Here is a 16,014-nt window from a genome sequence, read left to right on the forward strand (position 1 = left end):
CCGTTCCGCCAACCGTTCGGCGCGGAACCTCCCCGTCGGCCTCCGTCGTTCCGTACCGTACGGGGCGACGGAGGAGAGGATCATCATGGCGGAACTGCGCCTGGGACCACTGCTGAGGTACACCGACGGCTCCCGCGCGACCGTCTGGGTCGAGACGGACGGCCCCTGCACGGCCGAGGTGCGCTGCGCCGACGGCGCCCGGGGCGCGGCCCCCAGCTTCCGGATCGCGGACCACCACTACGCCCTGGTGCCGGTCGGGGGCCTGACCCCCGGCACGGCGACGGAGTACGAAGTGTTCCTCGACGGCACGCCCGTGTGGCCGCTGCCGGACTCCGGCTTCCCGCCGTCGGTGATCGCCACGTCCACGGAAGAGGACGGCATGCGCGTCGCCTTCGGCTCCTGCCGCTGGGCCGCGCCACCGGCCGGCGGCAAGGACCCGGTGGGCCCGGACGCGCTGGACACCCTCTCCGCCCGCGTCGCGGCCGACCCCGCGGGCGCCCGCCCCGACGTGCTGCTGCTGCTCGGCGACCAGGTGTACGCCGACGAGATCTCCGACGCCACCCGCCAGTGGATCTCCGGCCGCCGCGACCTGGAACGGCCTCCCGGTGACCAGGTCGCCGACTACGAGGAATACACCCGCCTCTACTACGAGTCCTGGCTCGACCCCGAAGTGCGCTGGCTGCTGTCCACCGTGCCCAGCTGCATGATCTTCGACGACCACGACGTCATCGACGACTGGAACACCTCCGCCGCCTGGCTCGCCGACATGCGGGCCACCGACTGGTGGCAGGAGCGGCTGCTGAGCGGGCTGATGTCGTACTGGGTCTACCAGCAGCTGGGCAACCTCTCCCCGGACGAACTGGCCACCGACCCGCTGTACGCGGCCGTCCGCGAAGCGCCCGACGGCACCGACGCGCTGCGGGAGTTCGCCGTGCGGGCCGACGCCGATCCGGCCTCCGTCCGCTGGAGCTACCGGCGCGACTTCGGACGCATACGGCTCCTGATGGTCGACTCCCGCGCGGCCCGCGTCCTGGACGAGGACCGCCGTACGATGCTCGACCCGGGCGAGGCCGCGTGGCTGCGCGAACAGGTCCTGGACGGGCGGAACGGAGACGAGGACGAGGACGGGGACGGGGACGGGAACGGGCGGGGCGAGAACGAGGACGAGGGCGCGGGCGCGGGCGGCGATGGTCGTGGCGCGTACGACCACCTGCTGATCGGCACCTCGCTGCCCTGGCTGCTGCCCCACCTGGTGCACGACGTGGAGGCGTGGAACGCCGCGATGTGCGGCGGTGAACGGGGCGCGCGCTGGGCCCGCCTCGGGGAACGAGTACGGCGCGGGGCCGACCTGGAGCACTGGTCCGCGTTCCCCTCCTCCTTCGACTCCCTCGCCGACCTGATCGCCGAGGCCGGTACCGGGCCGGGGGCGCCCGCGACGGTGAGCGTGCTCTCGGGCGACGTCCACCACGCCTACGTGGCCGAGCCGTCGTGGCCGGAGCGCGCACCCGACGCGCGGGTGGCCCAGCTGACCTGCTCCCCCGTCCACAACTCCGTGCCGCTCTCGATCCGCCTCGGCTTCCGCTTCGGCTGGAGCGCCCCGGCACGTGCCCTCGGGCGGCGCATCGCCCGGCACGGACGCTGCGCGCCCCCGGCGGTGAGCTGGCGCCGGACGGGCGGGCCCTGGTTCGGCAACCAGATCATGACGCTGACCCTGCGGGGGCGGTCGGCGCGGTTGCGTCTGGAACAGGCCCGGGCGCGCCGGGACGGGACGACCGCACTGCGGACGGTCACGGACCGGGAGCTGTCCTAGCCGCGGACGGGCCTGCCCCCTGCCGGGCAGAGGACGGGCCCGTCCGGCACGGGAACGGCCCGTCCGGCATGGGGCGGGGGTGGTGCGGGGTATGAATTGAGTCACGTTCCTGGGTCGCGCAGCGAGTGTGGGAGCGCTCCCACCTGGTCGGGCGGCGGCGACGGGCAGGTGACTGCACGTCAGGCTATGGCGGAATGTTGAACTTGCAAGCACTCATTAGGCTCACCTAACGTGGGCAGCCCACTCGGTTCCGTCCCCCACCGGCCCGCCCCGGCCGGCCGACCGAAGGAGCACTCCCCCATGCCCGGACGCCTCAACAGCGCCACCGCCCAGCCGTATGTACTCGGCCTGTTCCGCATGGTCGTCGGCCTGCTCTTCGCCTGCCACGGCGCCGCCTCGCTCTTCGGCGTCCTCGGCGGCGCGGCGGGCGGCGGCACGATCGACGCGGGCACCTGGCCGGGCTGGTACGCGGCCGTGATCCAGCTGGTCGGCGGCGGCCTCGTCCTGCTGGGCCTCGGCACCCGCGCGGCGGCGGTCGTCTCCTCCGGCTCCATGGCCTACGCCTACTTCAAGGTGCACCAGCCGGGCGCCCTGTGGCCGATGGAGAACGGCGGCGAGGCCTCCGTCATGTTCTGCTGGGCCTTCCTCCTGCTCGCCTTCACCGGGTCCGGCGCCTTCGGCCTGGACCGGCTCCTCGCCCGGCGCACGTCCGAGCAGGAGCAGGCCGCCCCGGAGCGGCAGACGCCGGTCGCGGCCTGATCGGACCGCCACGGGGTTTCCGGGGTTCACCCTCACGGGGTTTCCCGGGGTTCACCCTCACGGGGTTTCCGGGATTCGGCCCCGGTTCCCCATTGCCCGCCCTGCGCCAGACCCGACAGCGGTGCCCACCCGGACGCGGAGGCACCGCTGTCGCGCGTGTGAACGCCGTGCGTCGATCACACAAGCCCCCTGTGAACCTTCTGTCACACCCCGGGCGTACGCTGAATGGCTGTCATCGGCCGCACCTGCCGTCCCCGCGTCTCGCGGCATGGCCCGGCCCACGGGGGAGTATCGGGGAGTTGTGGTGGTCGAAGGTCTGGGAAGTGTCGGGTCGCTGGTCAGCAGCCCATGGATCTATGCGCTGGTGGCCGTTTCGGTGCTCCTCGACATCTTCCTTCCGGTGCTGCCCAGCGGAGTCCTCGTGATCACGGCGGCGACGGCGGCGGCCGCGGGGTCGGGAGCGGCGGCAGCCGGGCGGGTCCCGCAGGACGTTCCCGACATCCTCGTCCTCACGCTCTGCGCGGCGACCGCCTCCGTCATCGGCGACTTCGCCGTGTACCGCCTCGCCTGGCGCGGTGGGGCACGGCTGGACCGCGCGATCGCCCGCTCCCGGCGGCTGACCACCGCGCAGGAACGTCTCGGCGGCGCCCTGGCCCGTGGCGGCGGCGCCCTCGTGGTGCTGGCCCGTTTCGCCCCGGCCGGCCGCTCGGTCGTCTCGCTCGTCGCGGGCGCGGCGCATCGCCGGGTCCGCGAGTTCCTCCCCTGGTCGGCGCTGGCCGGACTGGCCTGGGCCGCGTACAGCGTCGCCCTCGGCTACTTCGGCGGCCAGTGGCTGGGCGCGACCTGGCTGGCGACGGGCGTGTCGCTGGTGGCGCTGTTCGGCGCCGGGGCGGGGGCGGCGTTCCTGATGCGCCGCCAGCCCAGGACGACGAAGGCGTCGTAGCGCCGCGAGCGGCGGGTCGGCCTCCCCGCGGGCAGGTCGGCCCCCGCACGGACAAGTCGGCCCGACGTCAGGAATTCCGGCGTCAGGAGGCTCGTCGCGCTCCGGCGCCGCCCCGTATCTCCAGGTTCGCCAGCAGCTCGGTCGTGGCCTTGGCGACGGCCTCCACGGCCTCGTCGAAGACCTCCTGGTTGTGCGCGGCGGGCGCGCGGAACCCGGAGACCTTGCGTACGTACTGAAGGGCGGCGGCCCTGATCTCGTCCTCGGTGGCCTCCTCGGCCAGCACGGGCGGACGCAGGGTCTTGATGCTGCGGCACATGACGTCAGTCTCCCTTCTCCAGGCGTGGCCGACGCCCGGGAAGCACGCCGTCCATCTCTTTCACGGTAGGGGAGGGGTCTGACAGTCGGGCGGGGGTCTGACGGTCGGGCGGGGGTCTGTCAGTCGGGCGGGGTCTGGCCGTCGGGCGGGGCCGTGGGGCCACCCTTTCGCGTGAACCACCGAAGGGAACGCGCGCCTCAAAATCGAACAGGCGTATCATTGGCACGTGGCTACGACCTATGATTTCCCCAGTGATCTCCTCGCCGGTCAGGAGGAACTGCATCAGGTCCGGGCCGAGCTGTCGGCCCTGCTGAAGAGACTTCCCTGGTCCGTCGAGCCACTCGACGGATTCAGCGACGACAACGGCTGGCGGAAGGTCGAGCGCCCGGCCTCCCCGGGCTGGTCGGAGGACGAGCAGGCCGAGGTCGAGAAGCTCCGTCGGCGCGAGCGCGAACTGGCCGTGTTCGTCAGCACCCATCGCTACTGGTCGGAGACGACCGGCCCCGACCAGGTGAGCGCCCGCTCGGCGCTGAAGCACGCCCATGAGGCCCCGCTGTCGGAGTCACCGCCCGGGGACGCCCGAGAAGCGTGAGCGTCACCCGGGCGGGACTCGTGAGCGCGGCCGAGGGCCCGGTCTCCTACCCGGTCACTTCTCGCCGAGGAGCTTGTTCATCTCCGTGATCTCGGCGTTCTGCGCGGTGATGATGTCGTCGGCCAGCGCCTTGGCGGGCGCGTAGCGGCCCTTGGTCTTCTCGGTCCCGGCCATCTCGACGGCACCCTCGTGGTGCTCGACCATCATGGTCAGGAACATCGTGTCGAACGCCCGGCCCGAGGCCCGCTCCAACTCCGCCATGTCCTGGCCGTCCATCATCCCGGGCATGCCCGAGTGCGCGGAGTGGTCCATGCCCGGCATCGACTCCATGCCCGTCGAGCCCGTCGAGGTGTTCGAGGGCGCGGGCTCCGGCACGTCCTCGCCCCAGGCCGTCAGCCAGCCGGTCATGGTCGTGATCTCCGGGTCCTGTGCCTTCTCGATGCGGGCGGCGAGGTCCTCGACCGCGGCCGACGCCGAGCGGTCCGCGGCCAGCCGCGCCATCTCGAGCGCCTGCCGGTGGTGCGGGATCATGCCCTGCGCGAAGGCGACGTCCTGGGCGTTGTGCGCGTTCTCGCCGGTCTCGTTCCCGGTGGTGCTTCCGGTCTCGGCGCTCGCGGACGCGGAGCCGTGCGGGCCCTCGTGGGCGCTGCCGCCGTCGTCGTTTCCGCTGCCACCACCGCAGGCGGCGAGGACGAACGCGGCGGCGGCCGTCGCCGCCACCAGGGCGGTACGGCGCGTGCGGGTCGTGAGGGATGTGGCGGTCGTGCGGGTACGGATCTGGTTCATGCGTGGGCTCCTGCTGTGGAGGGATGGACATGCCGGTGCACCGCGCGGCGCTCGGGCAGCGCGGGTGGAGGGCGGTGTCTAGATCCGCAGGAGCTGGAGTTCGGCGAGCGAGGGCGGTGCCCTCGCCCCGTCCGGGGCGTCGACCGCGTGCACGCGTACGGTGCCCTCGCACCCGCCGACAGGGACCGGGTCGGGAACGGGCGCGGGCAGCACCGGCCCGTCGTTCACCGCGCCTGACGCGCACATCGCGTCGGCGTGCTGTAGATGTCCGCCGCCGCAGGAGCCGTCGCCCTGCGGGCACCCGGCGTGTGTCTCGCCGCTGTGGGCAGCGCCGCCGTGCGGAACGCCGCCGTGCGCGACGCCCGCGGCCATCGGTGCGGACGCCGCCGCCGAAGCGGGCTGGTGCCCAGCGGAGTGCACAGGGAGCCCGCCGCCGGGTGCCAGCCCGTGCATGCCGAAGAGCCCGGCGAGCAGTCCGAGCACGCACACGACCCGCCACCACCGCACGGGCGGTCGCTGGGCGTGCTGCTCGGGACTCCTCACGGACCTCATCCTAGGGAGACGGGGAACGACCGCACGCGTAAGGCCCCCGGAAGGATCTCCGGGGGCCTTGCGCACCGACGACGGCGCCGGTCCTGGTGGGCGCGGACGGTTTCGAACCGCCGACATCCTGCTTGTAAGGCAGGCGCTCTACCCCTGAGCTACGCACCCAGGACGAGTCGACAGCCTACATGGCCCGGGGCGCCGCCCGGCAAACGCGTCGGCGCCGTGCTCCGGGGGTTAACCCCACCCCCGATCCGGTAGCGGCCCGGATCCCGCCGGGGGCCCGTGCTCCGTACGGTCGAAGAGCCTCACCGAGCAGGTCTCCGCCCACCGCGGAAGGCCCGGGTGCGGCACCTCGTCGTCCGTTCCAGGGGGAGACCGTCATGCCCGCCCGTACCGTTCCCGTCCGCGCGTTCGCCGCCGTCGGCGCCGTCGCCGTTCTCGTCGCGGGCCTGAGCGCCTGCGCCTCCGCCTCGGACGACCAGGACCCCGAGCACCGGTCCTTCGCCCTCCCAGGCCGCACGCTCACCGTCGACTCCGACGACTCCGCCCTGGAGATCGTCGCCTCGGACGACCACGCGTCCGGGAAGATCGAGGTCACGCGGTGGTTCTCCGGCTCGGTCGCGGTCGGCTCGGACCCCGAGGTGACCTGGAAGATGGACGGCGACCGGCTGGTGCTGCGGATGCACTGCTCCGGTGTGGTCGCCAACTGCGCGGCCAAGCACCGCGTCGAGGTGCCGCGCGGCGTCGCCGTCAACGTGAAGGACGGGGACGGCAGCGTGCGCGCGAGCGGGTTCGAGGACGCGCTGAACATCCGTACCGGCGACGGCTCCGTGCACGTCACCGACTCCTCCGGGCCGCTGGAACTGCGCACCGACGACGGTTCCGTCCGCGCCTCGGTCTCCTCCCGCCAGGTGCGGGCGCACACCGGCGACGGCTCGGTCCGCCTGGAACTCGGCACCGTCCCGGACCAGGTGGAGTCCCGTACGGGCGACGGCTCCGTGACGATCTCGCTGCCCCGGGCCGCGTACAAGGTGTCCACCGACACCGGTGACGGCTCGGTCGACGTGTCCGTGCCCACCGATGACACCAGCGCACACGTGGTCGACGCCCGGTCCGGTGACGGCAAAATCACCGTCCGAACCGCGAACTGACCGGCCCGTGTGTTCGTCCCTAACGGGTGGGAGAATGAACCCGGGCAGGACGGACGACACGGGAGAGGGATGTGACGGCGACACCATCGCAGCCGTACTCGCCGATGGTGGCGCGCGCCCAGCGCCTGCCGCACCGCTCCCGCAGGCCCCGGAGGGGCCCGGTCCGTGACACGCTCACCCTGATGGGTCTGCCCCTGCTCGCCGTGCTGGCGCTGCCCGCGGCGTTCGCCGGGGGCGGCACCCGGCGCTGGTTCGGCGGGCGGGCCGAGAGCCAGCGGGCCGAGGCCCAGACCGCGAAGGACGACGCGGCCGCCGCCTTCTACGAGCTGGACACCGCCCAGCGTGACCTGCGGATCTCGATAGAGACGATCGCCGCCGTCGACTCCTCCCCCGCCGCCCGGCGCGCGGTCTCCGACTTCGAGGCCCTGGGCCGGCGCATCGACGAGGTCAGCCACCAGTACATCGGCGCCGTCGACGCCCACGACCTGGACCGGGACGACCTGGAGGCGTCGGCCGCCTCCCGCGCCCGCACCGAACTGACCGCCGCCAAGTCCGAACTGGACCGGGTCAAACAGGAACTGGACCGCTTCGCCGACGGCCTCGGCCCCCTCCTCGGCAAGGCCGAGACCCAGTTGGCGCGCCTTGCACCCTCCGTCGAGCGCGCCCGGCAGGCCCTGCTCGCCGCCTCCAACGCCCTGGACGCCGCGCGTGGCTCCGGTCTGAAGGCGGACGACCTCGCCACCCGTCTCGCCGCCCTCGGCCCGGAGCTGACCCGGCTGAACCAGGGCGCGGGGCAGCACGGAGTGCCCCAGACCCTGGAGCGGGCCGAACGGGTCACCCGGGAGGCCGAGGCCGTCCGCGCCGAAGCGGAACGGCTGCCCGAGCGCGCCGCCGAGATCGGCCACCGCCTGGTCTCCCTGCGCACCCGCGCCCAGGCGCTGACCACCCGGAGCGAACAGGTCGAGCCGGTGCTCAGCGAGCTGCGGCGCCGGTTCACTGTCGCCTGCTGGCAGGACCTCCAGCACGTACCGGACCAGGCGGCCGAGTCGGTGGGGCAGGCCGAGCGCAAGCTGGCCGAGGCGCAGACCGCCCGCGACGAGCAGCGCTGGCCCGACGCCACCGCCCTGCTGTCCACGGTACGAGCGCTGCTGAACTCCACCGACGAGGCCGTCTCGGCGGCCGGCGACCGGCTGCGGCAGCTGAACGCCGTGCAGAAGAACCCCCAGCAGGAGATCGAACGCACCCGCTTCGCGATCCGCGACGCCCAGCGTCTGGCCATGGCCGGGCGCAACACCCCCGAGGCCCGTCACGCGCGCCCCCTGGACGACGCCGTGGCCCGGTTGGAACGGGCGATCACCACGCTGGACGGCCGCCACCCCGACTACTGGCACTTCCTGACGGAGACGGAAGCGGTCCGGCAGACGGTGGCCCACGTCGTCACCCAGATCCGCGAGGAGCGCGGGGCCGGCCACTGATCACCGAGACCGGCCGACCGGGACCACCGGGCAACCAGGCCCCTCGGCCGACCGGTGCCGGTTAATCTGTGCGCATGCCTCGCTACGAGTACCGCTGCCGCAGCTGCGGCGACACCTTCGAACTGAGCCGTCCGATGGCCGAGTCCTCGGCTCCGGCCGCCTGCCCGGCGGGCCACGACGACACGGTGAAGCTGCTGTCGACGGTCGCGGTCGGCGGTTCGGCCTCCGCGCCGGCACCGTCGTCGGGCGGTGGCGGCGGTGGCGGCTGCTGCGGTGGCGGCTGCTGCGGCTGAGGGCGGCTCTCTCCCGCTCCGGTCGGGTTCTTTCGGCTCCTCCCCTGTCGGGGCGCTTGGGCTTCGGTCAGCTGCCCAGGTAGCGCAGCACGGCCAGCACCCTGCGTGAATACCCCTCACCTCCCGTCAGCTCCAGCTTGTCGAAGATCGCGTTGGTGTGCTTCTCCACCGCGCTCTGCGAGATGTGCAGCCGGCGCGCGATCGCTGCGTTGGTGTGGCCCTGCGCCATCTCGGCCAGCACGTCCCGCTCCCGCACGGTGAGCCGGGCGAGCAGGTCGGTGTGTGTCGTGCGGCCGAGCAGCTGTCGGACCACCTCCGGGTCGAACGCGGCGCGTCCGGCGGCGACCCGCTCCAGTGCGTCCAGGAACTCGTCGACCTGGACCACCCGATCCTTGAGCAGATATCCCACTCCTTCCGTCTCTCCGGTGAGCAGCTCGGTCGCGTACCGCTTCTCCACGTACTGCGAGAGGACCAGCACTCCGACCTCCGGCCACCGCGCGCGTATCTCCAAGGCCGCGCGCAAGCCCTCGTCCGTGTGCGTGGGCGGCATCCGGACATCAGCGACAACGACGTCCGGCGGGTCCTCGGCGACCGCCTTCAGCAGCAGCTCGGCGTTGCCGACGGCCGCGAGGACCTCGTGCCCCTCCTCCGCCAGCAGCCGCACCAGCCCCTCCCTCAGCAGGGTCGAGTCCTCGGCGAGGATCAGCCGCATGGCAGCTCCGCGGCCACGAGGGTCGGCCCTCCCGGTGGGCTGACCACGCTGAGGCTGCCGTCGAGGGCGGCGACGCGCCGGGCGAGCCCGAACAGTCCGCTGCCCGCGGCGTTCGCCCCGCCGCAACCGTCGTCCCGCACGCTCACGTACATCCGTCTCTCCTCTGCTCTGACCGCGACGCTTATACGGGACGGCGCCGCGTGCTTGACCGCGTTCGTGACCGCCTCGCAGACCACGAAGTACGCGACGGTCGCAACGGCCTGCTCGGGCTCCTCGGCGAGGTCGTACTCCACTCCCACCGGTACGGACGCCCGCTCGGCCACCGTCTCCAGGGCCGCGCGCAGCCCCGCCTCGTCCAGCGTGGTCGGGTAGATCCGCCAGGCCACCTCGCGCAGCTCGTCCAGGGCGCGGCGGCTCTCGTCGTGCGCCTGGCCCAGCAGCCGGTCCCGGCGGTCGGCGTCCTGACTGCGGCGGGCCCGGCCCAGCAGCATGCCGAGGGCGACGAGGCGCTGCTGCACACCGTCGTGCAGGTCCCGCTCAATGCGGCGCCGCTCGTCGTTCACGGCGTCGACGACCGCGGCGCGGCTGGCGGACAGCTCGGCGATCCGGCGCTCCAGCTCCTCCTGGTGGCGCGGACCGAGGAAATGCCGCGCCAGCTGCCCCTCCAGTCCGGCCACCCCGAATATTCCCTGCACGGCGAGGAACACGAGGAACAAGCCGCCCAGACTGCCCAGCACCAGTGAACCGGGGTTGCGTATGCCGTCCAGCAGGAGCCAGCCGTACAGCCCGAACGTGCCGTACGCCAGGCCGATGGCGGCCGTCAGCATCACGACCCCGCCCAGGACGCCCAGAGTCCAGCGGCAGGCGACGTACCGCAGCGCCCGCACGTCCTCGTACGCGGGTGTGACGCGGAGGTCGAGCCACATCCGCAGCCGGGCCCGCTCCAGCTCCGCCAGGATCCGCGCGCACGCGAGGACCGGGCGCAGTACGGCACGGCGCCCGTCCGGCCAGGCCGCCACCGGGAGCAGGGCCGCACCGGCCAGCAGGGCGAAGAGCAGCTCGACGGCGGCCGCGGCGGTCCCCATGATGAGGCCCACCCCGCACCGCACTGCACGTCGCGCCATGTTTCGCATGATCGCGAGGCTAGCCGGGCGAGTTGGCCGCGCACACTGCGGAAAACCGCAATTCCCGCCTGCGGTGTACCGCAGTCGATCGTGCGGTCTTCCTCAGGGTCCCTTCAGCCGCGGTTTTCTAGCGTGGTCGTCATGACAGCCATCGCAGCGCAGCCGGCCGCCGACAGCGGTGCGGCACCGCAGTGGATCAACGACCTCATGGACGCCCTCGGCGCCCCCGGCGCCGGTCTCGCCATCGCTCTGGAGAATCTCTTCCCTCCCCTGCCGAGCGAGGTGATCCTGCCGCTCGCCGGGTTCGCGGCCAGCTCCGGCCGGATGAACCTGATCGCCGTCCTGCTGTGGACGACCGCGGGTTCGGTGATCGGCGCGCTCGCCCTGTACGGGATCGGTGCCCTCCTCGGCCGGGACCGCACGGTGGCGATAGCGGGGAAGCTGCCGCTGGTGAAGGTGTCCGACATAGAGAAGACGGAGGCGTGGTTCCTCCGGCACGGGACCAAGGCGGTGTTCTTCGGCCGGATGATCCCCATATTCCGCAGCCTGATCTCCGTACCGGCGGGCGTGGAGCGGATGCGGCTGCCCGTCTTCCTCGCCCTGACGACGCTGGGCAGCGCGATCTGGAACACGGTGTTCGTCCTCGCGGGCTACGCGCTGGGGGACAACTGGTCGGAGGTCTCGGGCATCGCCTCCACCTACTCGAAGGTGATCCTCGCGGCGGCCGCCCTGGCGCTGGTGGTCTTCATCGGCATGCGTCTGCTGCGGCCGGGCGCAGGTCACCGGCGGCGGGGCCGCGGGGACGACGGGCGGCAGGACATACGGCCGCCGGCCGACGACGACGGCCGTCCCGGCACCGGGGGCGGTGCCGGGTACCCGGACGGCGGGTTCAGCGAGCCGGGCCCGCCGCCCGCAGGAACTCACGGAGGATCCGCTCACCGGCCAGGACGCCGCGCTCGGGCAAGGCGCTGATCGTCGGGGCCGTCCAGCCGGAGTCGGCCAGTTCGCCGTGGCCCGGGCGCCAGCCGTGGTCGGCGGCGAGGAGCAGGTCGGCGTCGAGGAGCGAGTCCCCGGCGGCGAGGGTGAGTTCGGCTCCGGTGCGGCGGGCGACCTCGTGCACGGCGGCGCTCTTGGTGAGCGGTTTGGGGACGGCGTAGATCTTGCGGCCCTGGAGGGATACGGTCCAGCCGCGGTTCTCGGCCCACACGGCGAGTTCCTTCACCCAGTCCTGGGGCAGCAGGTCGCGTTCGACGACCAGGTAGGCGAAGAGGTCCTCGGCGACCCGGTGCTTGCGCACCCACAGCGGGTCGGCGGTGTTCATCAGGTGGTCGCGGACCTCGGCCAGCGAGGCGCATTCGTCGGCCAGCCGTGCGGTCACCCGGGCGTGCCAGCCGGGGTCGGAGACGCCGTCCACCAGCAGGTGGCCGCCGTTGGCACAGATCGCGTACTTCGACGGCGGACCGGGGAGGTTGATCCGCTGGTACTGCTTGCGGGTCCGGGTGGTGGTGGGCACGAAGAGGGCCGAGTCGCCGAGGTCGGTCAGCAGTTGGGCGGCCGTCTCGGTCAGGTAGGAGAGGGGTCTGCTCTCGTAGACCTCCACGCACAGCAGCCGGGGTGCCCTCAGGTCGGGCATGGTCAGTCCGAGGGCGGCCGCGGAGTAGATGAGCGTGCGGTCGAGGTCGCTGGCGACGAGCACCGGCATCAGAGCGTCACCGCCTTGCCGTCGGCGCCGGTGGCGCCCCGCGTGTACTGGGGGTGGATCAGACCGACGCAGGTGTACGGGAGGTCGGCGACCTCCTCCACGGGCACGCCCCGCTGTTCGGCCAGCAGGCGGACGTGGTCCAGGTCGGCGCCGGCGCCGGCCCGCGCCAGCACCTTCCACGGGACGCGGCGCAGCATCACCCGCGTGGTCTCGCCGACGCCGGGCTTGACGAGGTTCACGTCGTGGATGCCGTATTCCTCGCTGATGCGCTCGACGGCGGCCCAGCCTTCCCAGGTGGGGGCGCGGTCGGCGGAGAGGAGGTCCTTCACCTGGGCGTCGACCGTGTCCGTGACCTCGGGGAAGCGGGCGGAGACGGCGTCGAGGAAGGCCGGTGACAGGTCGGCGCCCGCGAGTTCCCGGTAGAACTTCGCGCCGTGGAAGTCGTGCGGGCCGACCAGGTCGGCGCGGAGCACGGTGCGGGATATCAGTCCGGAGACGGTGGAGTTGAGGCAGGCGGAGGGGATGAGGAAGTCGTCACGGGTGCCGTAGGTGCGCACGCAGGAGCCGGGGTCGGCCAGCACGGCGATCTCCGGGTCGAAGCCGGTGATGCCGTCGGAGGCCTCGAACGCGCTCAGGGCGGCGGCGAGTTCGCGGGTGATGGCGCCCTTGCCGGTCCAGCCGTCGACGAAGACGACGTCGGCGGGGTCGTGGTGGTCGGCCAGCCAGCGCAGCGCGTTGGCGTCGATGCCGCGGCCCCGGACGATCGACACGGCGTAGTGAGGGAGGTCGAGACCATGGCGGTACTGCGCCCAGCGGCGCATCAGGACGCCGACGGGGGTGCCCGCGCGGGCGAGGGAGACCAGGACGGGACGGGGCGACCGTTCCGCGAGGACGATCTCGGTGACGGCGCCGACGGCGCGCGCCAGCCGTGCGGCGGACGTCTCCAGCGCCGCGTGGAACAACTGCTGGTACTGCTCGCTGGGTTGGTACTCCACGGGCAGCGACTCGGCGTAGTGCGCGCCGCCGCTCTGGATCGCCTCCTCGCGCTCCTCGGTCGGCGCCTCCAGCGTCACGTCCGAGAGGTCCTGGAGCAGCCAGCCCACCTCGTCGGGCGCGTACGAGGAGAAGTCGGGGCCGCGCAGGGGCTCGGGCAGCATGGAGGGCCTTTCGGGGGCGTGCGCAGGGCGCGGGACGTACGACGGGACGACCGCGAGCAGGACGTGCGGGACGTGGGCGGCGAGTGTGGCCGGCAGCCCGTCCGGGGCGTGCAGCGCGGCGGTGTCGGCGGCCGAGTCGACGACGGCGACGACGGCGTCGAAGCCGGCGCCCGCGACGTTGTAGGCGTAGCGCTCGCCGGGGCCGTCGGCCGGGTCGTCGTGCGCGGGGAAGACCAGGCGGGTGCGTATGGCGTAGCCGGGGTCGTCGACGGCGAGGACGGGAGAGCGGGTGGTGGTGGAGTAGCGCACGGCGACATCGCCGCCGACGGCCTGCTCCAGCGCGTGGGCCAGCCGCAGGGGGGCGTACATGAGTTCCTCGAAGCCGAGGACGAGGACGCGGCGGGCCCCGGCGGGCAGCGCCTCGGCGATCCGCGCCGCCATGGCGGGCAGGGCGGCCTCCAGCCGGGCGCGGTGGGCCCCGGTGAAGCCGTGCCGTCCGCCGTCGGGCACGTCGCGGGGCCAGTGCAGCTCCACGCGCCGGACGACTCCGGACGTCGCCGCGGCAGAGGCCCGACCGGTCGGAACCACGGTCGGATCCGTGACCCGATGCTCGGTCGGGTCCGTGGCCGGATGCTCGGTCGGGTCCGTGGCCGCCGCCTCGTGGCGGGCGACCAGTTCCTGGCCCTTCTCCAGCACTCCCGGGGGCAGCCGGACGGTGCCGGAGGCGGTGGTCACCAGGTCCACGCGGGCGCCGATCTCCCGGGCGAGGTCGTCCAGCCGCCCGGCGTCCGCGGGCGAGCGCATGTCGACCAGGGCCACCACGACGTACCGCGTGCGGGGATAGCGCTCGTGCAGGGCGCGGACGGTGTTGAGCACCGTGTTGCCGGTGGAGAACTCGTCGTCGACGAGGACCAGTGGCCCGTCCCCGGCCAGCAGCGCGGGGTCCTCCGGCAGCAGGAGGTGGGAGGTCGCGTGCGAGTGGGACTCCTCGAAGCCGCCCGCCCGGGCGACCCCGGTGACCGGACGGCGGGTGGAGTGCAGGTACGGGGCGGGGCCCAGGCCGTCGGCGACGGAGTGGCCGAGTCCGGTGGCGGTCTCCGCGTAGCCGAGGACGACCGCGCGTTCGGCGGCGTCGGCACCGAGCAGGTCGCGGACGCGTCGGCCGAGGGCGACGCCGTGGCCGTAGACGACGGAGGGCGACTGCGGGACGTGTTTGCCGAGCACGTTGGAGACGAGCAGGTGCGCCCGCTTGGGGTTGCGGCGCAGGGCGAGCCCCAGCAGGCCGGTCAGCGCCTCGTCGCCGGTAAGTTCGACGCCGAGCCGCTCGGCGACCCAGCTGCCGGACCATGCTCCGGCGCGCTCTTCGGCGTGCCCCTCGGCGTGCGCCCTGTCGGTCATGTACTCGTGCCTCCCGTTGTCCGCCGCGGCACGGGCCCCGGCGTCGGTCATGGATCGCTTGCGTCCGGTCGCCCGGTGTTCAGTCGGCCAGTCCGGCGGCGAGCAGTTCCACGAAGCCGATGTCCTCGTTCGCCACCCCGAAGATCTCGGCGCGCAGCAGGGTCCGCTCGGCCCAGGCGCGGTGGGGCTTCACCTCGTTCATCTTGTTCGTGTAGGCCGACCTCATCACACCTCCGCCGCATCGTTCGGGCCGCAGGATGTCCTGGGCGTCGCTGAACTCCTCGTGGCTGACCACGGACAGCGCGTGCACGGGGAGCACGTGCGAGGGGTGGATGCAGGTCTTGCCCAGCAGGCCGTTGGCCCGGTCCAGGGAGATCTCGCGCAGCAGGCCGTCCATGGAGTGCTCGATGAGCTTCTGGCGCAGTTCGACGGCCTGCCCCTCCAGGAAGGGGCTCTGCCGCAGTTGCGGTTTGAACATCCGCTCCTGGACGCGGAAGTACTCCCACACGGGCCCGGTCACCGTGAATCCGGTGCCGTCGGCGCGGGCGAGCATGTTGACCACGTCGGCGATCACGGAGGCGACGATCTGGACGTCGTAGGCGGTCATGTCGGGGCCTCGGCGCAGCCCGTAGGAGGAGCAGAAGTCGGTCACGCCGAGCCGCAGGGCGAGCACGCGGTCCCGGTACTTGTCGACCGCCCGGAAGATGCCCTCCAGCGTCTGCACCCGGGACTCCCGGTACAGCAGGTCCGGGGATTCGAGCACGGGCATGGCGAAGAGCCGGCGGCCGCTGCCGGCCTCGGCGGCGGCGAGCGCCTCCAGGAAGGGCACGCCGCGTTCCTCGGTGAACTTCGGCAGCACGAATCCGGACAGCAGCCGCACGGCCGGGCCGAGGCGGCTTACGAGGTCGGGGATCTGCTCGGGGGTGCGGACCCGGATGAACAGCAGGGGGACGTCGCCGTCGGAACGTTTTTCCAGGTCCGTGAGCTGGCGTACGAGGTTCGCCTCGCCGACGGGCACGTCGGCGTCGTCGATCGAGTCCTCCAGGCACAGCACCATCGACACCAGTCCGCGCGCACCCTGCTTCAGGATGTCGTCGGCGAGGCTCGGTCGGGTGGCCGGGCTGTAGAGCGTGGCACCCAGGGCCGCGGACAGCAGCCTGGCCGGCGAGTCCGCCGTGAAGGTGCAGGGCTCCTGGTGAAACAGACGCTTCCGTACATCAGGGGCTATCTGTCCGAAATGACGCATTTAA

The 16,014-nt window shown here is 72.9% G+C and carries 16 protein-coding genes and 1 tRNA gene; 8 read left to right on the forward strand and 9 right to left on the reverse strand.

What is annotated here, in order from left to right:
* Window positions 1-85: 85 nt before the first annotated feature.
* From ACGH52_RS12310 to ACGH52_RS12320, 3 genes are all read left to right on the forward strand, one after another.
* Window positions 86-1,810 carry an alkaline phosphatase D family protein gene (locus ACGH52_RS12310; RefSeq protein WP_399939041.1) on the forward strand — a complete coding sequence of 575 codons (1,725 nt, stop codon included), beginning with the start codon at window positions 86-88 and terminating at the stop codon, window positions 1,808-1,810.
* Window positions 1,811-2,110: 300 nt separating this feature from the next.
* Window positions 2,111-2,569 (forward strand): DoxX family protein, encoded by a 459-nt coding sequence (locus ACGH52_RS12315; RefSeq protein ID WP_076974140.1) that lies wholly within the window; start codon window positions 2,111-2,113, stop codon window positions 2,567-2,569.
* Between the two features lie 268 nt (window positions 2,570-2,837).
* Window positions 2,838-3,512: a DedA family protein gene (locus ACGH52_RS12320; protein ID WP_171987147.1), complete on the forward strand. Its 675-nt coding sequence runs from the start codon at window positions 2,838-2,840 to the stop codon at window positions 3,510-3,512.
* Between the two features lie 82 nt (window positions 3,513-3,594).
* On the opposite strand, the gene ACGH52_RS12325 is transcribed toward ACGH52_RS12320, so the two are convergent.
* Entirely contained in the window at window positions 3,595-3,828 is a 234-nt protein-coding gene (locus ACGH52_RS12325) for a DUF2277 domain-containing protein (RefSeq protein ID WP_076974141.1), read from the reverse strand.
* Window positions 3,829-4,054: 226 nt separating this feature from the next.
* On the opposite strand from ACGH52_RS12325, the gene ACGH52_RS12330 reads away from it, so the two are divergent.
* Window positions 4,055-4,420 carry a hypothetical protein gene (locus ACGH52_RS12330; protein WP_076974142.1) on the forward strand — a complete coding sequence of 122 codons (366 nt, stop codon included), beginning with the start codon at window positions 4,055-4,057 and terminating at the stop codon, window positions 4,418-4,420.
* 54 nt (window positions 4,421-4,474) lie between these two features.
* Here ACGH52_RS12330 and ACGH52_RS12335 read toward each other — a convergent pair whose 3' ends face one another.
* The 3 genes from ACGH52_RS12335 to ACGH52_RS12345 form a co-directional block, all read right to left on the reverse strand.
* Window positions 4,475-5,206, reverse strand: coding sequence for a DUF305 domain-containing protein (locus tag ACGH52_RS12335; protein ID WP_399939046.1), 732 nt, complete (start codon window positions 5,204-5,206; stop codon window positions 4,475-4,477).
* Window positions 5,207-5,284: 78 nt separating this feature from the next.
* On the reverse strand, window positions 5,285-5,749 hold the full coding sequence (locus tag ACGH52_RS12340; RefSeq protein ID WP_399939049.1) for a DUF6153 family protein: 465 nt from the start codon (window positions 5,747-5,749) through the stop codon (window positions 5,285-5,287).
* Between the two features lie 93 nt (window positions 5,750-5,842).
* Window positions 5,843-5,917 (reverse strand) — tRNA-Val (locus ACGH52_RS12345).
* 215 nt (window positions 5,918-6,132) lie between these two features.
* On the opposite strand from ACGH52_RS12345, the gene ACGH52_RS12350 reads away from it, so the two are divergent.
* The 3 genes from ACGH52_RS12350 to ACGH52_RS12360 all read left to right on the forward strand — a co-directional run bounded on the left by ACGH52_RS12350 (window position 6,133) and on the right by ACGH52_RS12360 (window position 8,671).
* Entirely contained in the window at window positions 6,133-6,903 is a 771-nt protein-coding gene (locus ACGH52_RS12350; protein WP_121702282.1) for a DUF4097 family beta strand repeat-containing protein, read from the forward strand.
* Window positions 6,904-7,007: 104 nt separating this feature from the next.
* On the forward strand, window positions 7,008-8,378 hold the full coding sequence (locus ACGH52_RS12355) for a hypothetical protein (protein WP_399946726.1): 1,371 nt from the start codon (window positions 7,008-7,010) through the stop codon (window positions 8,376-8,378).
* A 74-nt stretch (window positions 8,379-8,452) separates the two neighbouring features.
* Entirely contained in the window at window positions 8,453-8,671 is a 219-nt protein-coding gene (locus tag ACGH52_RS12360; protein WP_011028303.1) for a zinc ribbon domain-containing protein, read from the forward strand.
* 67 nt (window positions 8,672-8,738) lie between these two features.
* Here the strand turns inward: ACGH52_RS12360 and ACGH52_RS12365 are convergent, their stop codons facing one another.
* Together ACGH52_RS12365 and ACGH52_RS12370 are read right to left on the reverse strand one after the other, a co-directional pair.
* Window positions 8,739-9,383 (reverse strand): response regulator transcription factor, encoded by a 645-nt coding sequence (locus ACGH52_RS12365; RefSeq protein WP_059299284.1) that lies wholly within the window; start codon window positions 9,381-9,383, stop codon window positions 8,739-8,741.
* Window positions 9,374-10,516 (reverse strand): sensor histidine kinase, encoded by a 1,143-nt coding sequence (locus ACGH52_RS12370; RefSeq protein WP_171987150.1) that lies wholly within the window; start codon window positions 10,514-10,516, stop codon window positions 9,374-9,376. The genes ACGH52_RS12365 and ACGH52_RS12370 overlap by 10 nt, the downstream gene beginning before the upstream one ends.
* Before the next feature lie 132 nt (window positions 10,517-10,648).
* On the opposite strand from ACGH52_RS12370, the gene ACGH52_RS12375 reads away from it, so the two are divergent.
* Entirely contained in the window at window positions 10,649-11,479 is an 831-nt protein-coding gene (locus ACGH52_RS12375; RefSeq protein ID WP_399939055.1) for a DedA family protein, read from the forward strand.
* Here the strand turns inward: ACGH52_RS12375 and ACGH52_RS12380 are convergent.
* From ACGH52_RS12380 to ACGH52_RS12390, 3 genes are all read right to left on the reverse strand, one after another.
* Complete coding sequence (locus tag ACGH52_RS12380) at window positions 11,397-12,209, reverse strand: HAD family hydrolase (RefSeq protein ID WP_399939057.1); 813 nt, start codon at window positions 12,207-12,209, stop codon at window positions 11,397-11,399. The two genes, ACGH52_RS12375 and ACGH52_RS12380, sit on opposite strands and share 83 nt — an antisense overlap.
* Complete coding sequence (locus ACGH52_RS12385; RefSeq protein ID WP_399939060.1) at window positions 12,209-14,764, reverse strand: phosphoribosyltransferase; 2,556 nt, start codon at window positions 14,762-14,764, stop codon at window positions 12,209-12,211. Before ACGH52_RS12385 ends, ACGH52_RS12380 begins: the two co-directional genes overlap by 1 nt.
* Window positions 14,765-14,843: 79 nt before the next feature.
* On the reverse strand, window positions 14,844-16,010 hold the full coding sequence (locus tag ACGH52_RS12390; protein ID WP_121702277.1) for an HpcH/HpaI aldolase/citrate lyase family protein: 1,167 nt from the start codon (window positions 16,008-16,010) through the stop codon (window positions 14,844-14,846).
* Window positions 16,011-16,014: the final 4 nt, after the last annotated feature.

Source organism: Streptomyces sp. BBFR25 (genome assembly GCF_044590125.1).
In the GTDB taxonomy this organism is placed as follows: Bacteria; Actinomycetota; Actinomycetes; order Streptomycetales; family Streptomycetaceae; genus Streptomyces; species Streptomyces canus_D.

What these genes read in the sequence shown, in the direction of transcription:
- ACGH52_RS12310 (WP_399939041.1), top strand. Translation starts at nt 86, where the DNA reads ATGGCGGAACTGCGCCTGGGACCACTGCTGAGGTACACCGACGGCTCC.
- ACGH52_RS12315 (WP_076974140.1), top strand. Translation starts at nt 2,111, where the DNA reads ATGCCCGGACGCCTCAACAGCGCCACCGCCCAGCCGTATGTACTCGGC.
- ACGH52_RS12320 (WP_171987147.1), top strand. Translation starts at nt 2,838, where the DNA reads ATGGCCCGGCCCACGGGGGAGTATCGGGGAGTTGTGGTGGTCGAAGGT.
- ACGH52_RS12325 (WP_076974141.1), bottom strand. Translation starts at nt 3,828, where the DNA reads ATGTGCCGCAGCATCAAGACCCTGCGTCCGCCCGTGCTGGCCGAGGAG.
- ACGH52_RS12335 (WP_399939046.1), bottom strand. Translation starts at nt 5,206, where the DNA reads ATGAACCAGATCCGTACCCGCACGACCGCCACATCCCTCACGACCCGC.
- ACGH52_RS12350 (WP_121702282.1), top strand. Translation starts at nt 6,133, where the DNA reads ATGCCCGCCCGTACCGTTCCCGTCCGCGCGTTCGCCGCCGTCGGCGCC.
- ACGH52_RS12355 (WP_399946726.1), top strand. Translation starts at nt 7,008, where the DNA reads ATGGTGGCGCGCGCCCAGCGCCTGCCGCACCGCTCCCGCAGGCCCCGG.
- ACGH52_RS12360 (WP_011028303.1), top strand. Translation starts at nt 8,453, where the DNA reads ATGCCTCGCTACGAGTACCGCTGCCGCAGCTGCGGCGACACCTTCGAA.
- ACGH52_RS12365 (WP_059299284.1), bottom strand. Translation starts at nt 9,383, where the DNA reads ATGCGGCTGATCCTCGCCGAGGACTCGACCCTGCTGAGGGAGGGGCTG.
- ACGH52_RS12370 (WP_171987150.1), bottom strand. Translation starts at nt 10,516, where the DNA reads ATGCGAAACATGGCGCGACGTGCAGTGCGGTGCGGGGTGGGCCTCATC.
- ACGH52_RS12375 (WP_399939055.1), top strand. Translation starts at nt 10,649, where the DNA reads ATGACAGCCATCGCAGCGCAGCCGGCCGCCGACAGCGGTGCGGCACCG.
- ACGH52_RS12380 (WP_399939057.1), bottom strand. Translation starts at nt 12,209, where the DNA reads ATGCCGGTGCTCGTCGCCAGCGACCTCGACCGCACGCTCATCTACTCC.
- ACGH52_RS12385 (WP_399939060.1), bottom strand. Translation starts at nt 14,764, where the DNA reads ATGACCGACAGGGCGCACGCCGAGGGGCACGCCGAAGAGCGCGCCGGA.
- ACGH52_RS12390 (WP_121702277.1), bottom strand. Translation starts at nt 16,010, where the DNA reads ATGCGTCATTTCGGACAGATAGCCCCTGATGTACGGAAGCGTCTGTTT.